The organism is Moorena sp. SIO4A5 (assembly GCF_010672005.1).
Lineage (GTDB): Bacteria > Cyanobacteriota > Cyanobacteriia > Cyanobacteriales > Coleofasciculaceae > Moorena.
On record NZ_JAAHHZ010000340.1, the window covers coordinates 1 to 4,982 of the forward strand.

A 4,982-nucleotide genomic window follows, 5' to 3' on the forward strand; every position below is an offset into this window, starting at 1 on the left:
GAAAACAAAGGTGGTATTTCCCGTCACTGTCGAGGTCTGGATAAGGAAAAACTTTAAAATTATCTGTTTGTCGATTTCCTTCGCTCCTTCCTAAAAATTCCATCAAATCAAAACTCTGGGCTGATAATTTGAGCCGGTCTAGATGCTTTCGGTAATCTGGACGCGAGGGTGACATAACTCGGTTGGCAAAAAACGCAAACAACTCCGTGGAACAATAGGTCTTATTCCACTCTGGAAAAGACATTAGAGGCTCAAACCCAAATTCTTTTTGCGCTTCCTTTGCACCTTCTATATAAACAAAGGTGTAAATTTTTCCATTAAATGTCAATCGACCCACTGGGTTCCACGATCGACTTTCATGATCTTGCCAAGCTAAAAATAAAGTTTTTGAGGAAGTGATATTCATAAATTTAATAGACAGAGCAGTCTTTTTTTGTTGGTGAGCAAAATTTTCTTAGCAAAGTCAGATGCTTCTTTTGAGATACGACAATCTGGAAATGCCTGTAAAGTTGAATTTATCTGTTGCTCTGAAATTTGTTCAAGACGGTTGAGCCACTCCTGACTAGCTTTAGGATAGTGAGTGTTAACGTATTCAAAAAGTTCAAATGTTTTCAGAGGCTTTTTTTCATTTTCGTTAAGATAAAAGGCTGACTTGCACCCATTTACGTAAGACTCTACAGACCTATGCTGGCGTTTAGTATCAGAAAGTTCACGACCCAGGCATGAGGCGTGATCGTAAGTGGGAGCTAGATAAATACCTGTTTGAGAGGTCTTAGGAAGTACAAACCCCCAATTTTCATGATGACGATCACCATTACCAATCCACGCATCTAGCAGCAAGTAGCCAACAAACAAATCTCTGGCATCTGTGAAACCATCAGGTACTGTCCAACTAGGGGGGAAGTTAACAGATTTTTCTCTAATCGCCTCCATAACCACTTCAATTGTATGTTGATAAGCCTTTTGCGTAACCAAAGCGGGATAATCAGGATTAATGCCACTAAGTACTTCATTACCATGCACTAGGGTTTCTCCCTCTCCTAAAAAATTGACTGTAATCACCCCTTTGTTTCCATCGGCTGTTTCTGCTAACTCATACCGCGCCGCAGGTATATCTAGAAGATTGCATAACTCAAATGCCACTTTTTCTGACCAGTCTTCTCCTGTGTTTTGGCGAGGATACTTGAACAGACACTTTTTCAATTGAGAATGATCAAACCAAAATTTTTCCTTTGTCCCCATTGTTTCCTCTTGAGCCTGACTCTCTTGCTCCGAAGTTAAACGAATGATCTCGTACTGATTTGCTACCACCTACAAAACGCTATTAAAACCCATTTACTCAAAGATGAAGTCACGTGATCGCCCTCTTCTGTCATTTTGGCACAATCGAACCAATTGGCGTCATTTCAGCCTAGGAAAAATCAGGGTTTGACCCCAGTTTGACAGAAGAGGGGTATATCGAAAATTATTATAAACTTAGCATCAGGCACCAGCTGTTTCAGGGCTTGCGAATGACCTTTGGCATCACAACAGTTGCGGAACCGAGCGAAAACGACTGGTGGCATCGGTGGTAATAGGCGAACCATGACCCATGGGTATAGGCTTAGATGATGCGACATAATATGAAGTTATCTCCTTTACTTTAAGGGGTAGCCAGAGCCAGCCTTCGCCCTTGCAAGTACGTCAGGCTGGCTCTTCCCGTGGATTTGATTGTCCACGGTTTCATTATAACATAAAAATTTGCATATTATAGCATATTTTTAAAAGTTTTGTAACAAATTATTGAGAGAGTCGGGAGAAGTACAGTTTTATCGAATTGGGGAGTTTGTTCCCGTAGCGTGGCCTACGGCCAGGGGAAAAGAAAACCCCATCCTCCAAAATCAGAAGCGTTTAGATGGAGGGGAACAGGAATGGAACCAAGTTGACTTATAGATTAACCTGTTATAGTACCTAGTTTCCATGATAGGAACGCAGGCATTGCTAATACCGAAAATATTCAAGTCCTGATAAGTCCCAAAAGCGGACTTAAACTCACTTTTCGTTATCTTTATAAGCGTGCTGATACCAAAAATAACAGAAAATGATAGTGGTGATTTTGTTTGCAATAAGTAGGTCTTGTGTTTGACCTAGCGCCACTGTCGAAATTGCGGTATCGGAAAGCTGAGCGACCACTTGCGTCAGGGGTGACAAGCAGACTAGAAACGTTTTGGGGTAAGCTTTTGAGCCATGCTATTCCCAATGTTCCGAATCTGCACATTGGCAGGATCCCAAAGGCGTGTACAGTTTTTTGTCCTCTTTCATCGTCACCATCTGATGGGTTTTTGACCAGTTCTGACCAAATATGTGCAGCGTTACCAAATCAAGGACTAAAACTATCAAGACCCTTGTAGGGAAAGACTTTAACAGCCTTACATTGACCTGATCTAAAGGCTTGATTTTTCTGTCGTTGGAGGTTATACTGACGACTGCATTGAAAAAGCGATTGGCCGTAGGCCACGCTACGCGAACGCACCAACTTATCCCGGAAGTGCGATCGCTAAGTAAATGTAAAACCATTCGAGATTGATCATGACAAAAAATCCAAATTTCGCACAAGTAGCTCCCATCAACCTAGGACACGGATACAAGATTGAAGGGCTGTGGCACCCCCAACTAGACAAATTTGGGTCTGGTGCTTCCCAATTAGCTAAGCTTTTCCAATTCGACCAATCTTAGGCTTCAAGGACACTCAAACGCTAATTAGGCAAGGGTTTCCAATTCGACCAATGGAAGTCAGAAATCCACCCAGACAAGGTAAATGTAGTCTTGGTCGAGACAATCGCAGATTTGATTTGGGAATTAAGCATTCTGAAGATCGACAAGCGGAACGAAAACCTTATCCCTGGCCAGAAGACAGCCATAAAGATAGGCAAAGGATTGATGAGTATGGGACTGGTTGAGCGCTACCGGGACGGTTTTGGCTTCGAGAGTGACAAAAACTTCAGGGATAGCTTTCTCCAAGAGCAAGTGAAGCGGTTAGAAGGGGAAGTTATCGATCTACGGAACAACGACGAGTGCTGGCGGTACCTTAACCAGGAACTGAAGCAACAGCTAACGGATCTCTGTGAGGGTATGGCTGAACCTGATCAGTTAAGGACAGAGAACGAGTATTTACACCGCCTCCTTCGGGAAAATGGCATAGACCCGTACCAACCCCGATAACACTCCACAATACTCCACTCAATTCTCCCGTCTCTCTGGCGGGATTTTTATATTGATATTACTGCTTTGCTTGTTTCTGCTGCTTGAGCTTGTGCTTCAATAAGGAACTAATTCCTAAAGCTCCCAAAGCTAAAATCCCTAGAATAGAAGTAGGCTCGGGAACTCTTTCACTTGTAGACAATGACAGCTCAGCACGAGATACAATGGCATCATCTCTGTAAGATACCGAAATTTTGCCACTATTAGCATTAAATACCTTCTCGATTTCTTCTGACTTGTAAAACTCCAGTAATTTTAAAGATAGCGATTGCTTGGTTCCTATTGGTAAATTGCGGGGCGGAGCAATAATAATAGGATCTAATCCTATGATCCCAAATGTATCATTAGTGATCAGGACGTTGTTTGGTGTCAGGTCTAAAATTAGGTTCGCTTGGGATAAGTTATTGATTGATGTAGCCAAGTCAGAAAAATCAAAGCTCCAACTTGTCTGTTCATCAATCCCATTACCAAGGATGTTATCCCCATTCCTTTCTATCGTAAAATCGCCGTTTTGTAGGGTTTGACCAATACTGGGATTTAGGATTATTGAAGGAGTTGAACTGCCAATGGCTTCAGCTGTGAAATCAAGACGACTAGCCAAGGCTTTTTCAGGTATTAAGCAACTGCTCAAAACGACGGCAACTGTAGCCACTGAGAACACTTTTAAAGCAACCATATTGATACCCCAAACCAAAAATCACGTTAGAGTTAATGATAAAATAACTATATTATAGTGGCAACCATTGAAGGATGGAAGGATAGTGATCGCACTCCATTCTGAACCCCACCTCACCCTATCCATACTTGGCGGAGAAAATCCCAAACCTGCCAATCTAATTTCCGCGATTAGCCCTTCGGGCTAAGCTTGGCCGTAGGCCACGCCAAAGGCGAACGCGATCGCGTAGCGTGGCCTACGGCCAATCGCATTCAGGACTTCCGAGCACGTTATGATTCAAGGAGTATTAGTTACATCGGGCAAACACGATTTATCCATGTAATCGAGTGACCGCTGGCATTTGACATCACAGCGATCACCATTTTAGTCAACAGCTCTATCCGACAATGAAACAGCCTTGGGGTGTTAGGCGGGATTCCTCTTGCCTTAAAAGGATAAGCAATGTCGCTCATGAGTATGAGAATTGGGCGTTGCTGATTCTGGGTATGATTCCGCCCCCCTAGCCCCCCAATTCTGGGGGGAACAAAACTCTTAAAGTCCCCCGCCCCCCTAGCCCCCCAATTCTGGGGGGAACAAAACTCTTAAAGTCCCCCAAAGTTGGGGGATTTAGGGGGCTTGACCAACTTCAATTCAGCAACGCCGTCTAACTATCCCTCAATAATATCTGTAAGCAAAAGATTCAAGTTTTCCACCGTTAACAAAGGCAAATTAGGATTATCCGTACTATTCACATTTTCTGGATTGGAAAAGAAACTAAAACTAAACAGATATCGTCCCCTGGTTTGATTGGGGTTTTTCTGAGTCTGCCAATTGTCAATTTCTCGGACAATATTTGTTCGCAGTTGTTGAGTCACTGCTAACATATCGGTGGAATCCCCAGACTTTTGAACCGTAAATCGAGGAGTTAGTATAACAGGTAAGGAAGCTAACAGTTCCTCTTCATTAGTGTTGCTAGCTAAAGCAAAGGCATACTGACAGCTAATCCGAATATCATAAGGACGGTTAATGATAGCTGGCAGCAAGACTTTGAATAACTCTTCGAGATGCTGTGTCAAAGTTTTACTTC

8 protein-coding genes and 1 pseudogene are annotated in these 4,982 nt (G+C 42.9%); 4 read left to right on the top strand and 5 right to left on the bottom strand.

Annotated features, from left to right (window positions below; translation table 11 throughout):
• The 3 genes and pseudogenes from F6K57_RS36500 to F6K57_RS36510 all read right to left on the bottom strand — a co-directional run.
• Positions 1 to 406: pseudogene (locus F6K57_RS36500) on the bottom strand (DNA-binding protein); the annotation flags it as partial.
• Complete coding sequence (locus F6K57_RS36505; RefSeq protein WP_293073066.1) at positions 403 to 1,311, bottom strand: HipA domain-containing protein; 909 nt, start codon at positions 1,309 to 1,311, stop codon at positions 403 to 405. The pseudogene F6K57_RS36500 and the gene F6K57_RS36505, both read right to left, overlap by 4 nt.
• Positions 1,312 to 1,421: 110 nt before the next feature.
• Entirely contained in the window at positions 1,422 to 1,619 is a 198-nt protein-coding gene (locus F6K57_RS36510; RefSeq protein WP_293073068.1) for a hypothetical protein, read from the bottom strand.
• Positions 1,620 to 1,782: 163 nt separating this feature from the next.
• Here F6K57_RS36510 and F6K57_RS36515 point away from each other — a divergent pair, with 163 nt between their 5' ends.
• The 3 genes from F6K57_RS36515 (at position 1,783) to F6K57_RS36525 (ending at position 3,201) form a co-directional block, all read left to right on the top strand.
• A complete protein-coding gene (locus F6K57_RS36515; RefSeq protein WP_293073070.1) occupies positions 1,783 to 1,932 on the top strand; it encodes a hypothetical protein in 150 nt (49 codons plus the stop codon).
• A gap of 636 nt (positions 1,933 to 2,568) precedes the next feature.
• A complete protein-coding gene (locus F6K57_RS36520; protein ID WP_293073073.1) occupies positions 2,569 to 2,715 on the top strand; it encodes a hypothetical protein in 147 nt (48 codons plus the stop codon).
• A gap of 90 nt (positions 2,716 to 2,805) precedes the next feature.
• Positions 2,806 to 3,201, top strand: a complete 396-nt coding sequence (locus F6K57_RS36525; protein ID WP_293073076.1) for a hypothetical protein — start codon at positions 2,806 to 2,808, stop codon at positions 3,199 to 3,201.
• A gap of 58 nt (positions 3,202 to 3,259) precedes the next feature.
• Here F6K57_RS36525 and F6K57_RS36530 read toward each other — a convergent pair whose 3' ends face one another.
• A complete protein-coding gene (locus tag F6K57_RS36530; protein WP_293073079.1) occupies positions 3,260 to 3,916 on the bottom strand; it encodes a PEP-CTERM sorting domain-containing protein in 657 nt (218 codons plus the stop codon).
• Between the two features lie 189 nt (positions 3,917 to 4,105).
• Here F6K57_RS36530 and F6K57_RS36535 point away from each other — a divergent pair, with 189 nt between their 5' ends.
• Positions 4,106 to 4,246, top strand: a complete 141-nt coding sequence (locus tag F6K57_RS36535; protein ID WP_293073082.1) for a hypothetical protein — start codon at positions 4,106 to 4,108, stop codon at positions 4,244 to 4,246.
• A 317-nt stretch (positions 4,247 to 4,563) separates the two neighbouring features.
• Here F6K57_RS36535 and F6K57_RS36540 read toward each other — a convergent pair.
• On the bottom strand, positions 4,564 to 4,982 hold a 419-nt coding region (locus F6K57_RS36540; RefSeq protein ID WP_293073085.1), incomplete at its 5' end, for a hypothetical protein.

Excerpts from the sequence above, each read along its gene's own strand:
- F6K57_RS36520 (WP_293073073.1), top strand. The coding sequence starts at position 2,569 with ATGACAAAAAATCCAAATTTCGCACAAGTAGCTCCCATCAACCTAGGA.
- F6K57_RS36530 (WP_293073079.1), bottom strand. The coding sequence starts at position 3,916 with ATGGTTGCTTTAAAAGTGTTCTCAGTGGCTACAGTTGCCGTCGTTTTG.
- F6K57_RS36510 (WP_293073068.1), bottom strand. The coding sequence starts at position 1,619 with ATGTCGCATCATCTAAGCCTATACCCATGGGTCATGGTTCGCCTATTA.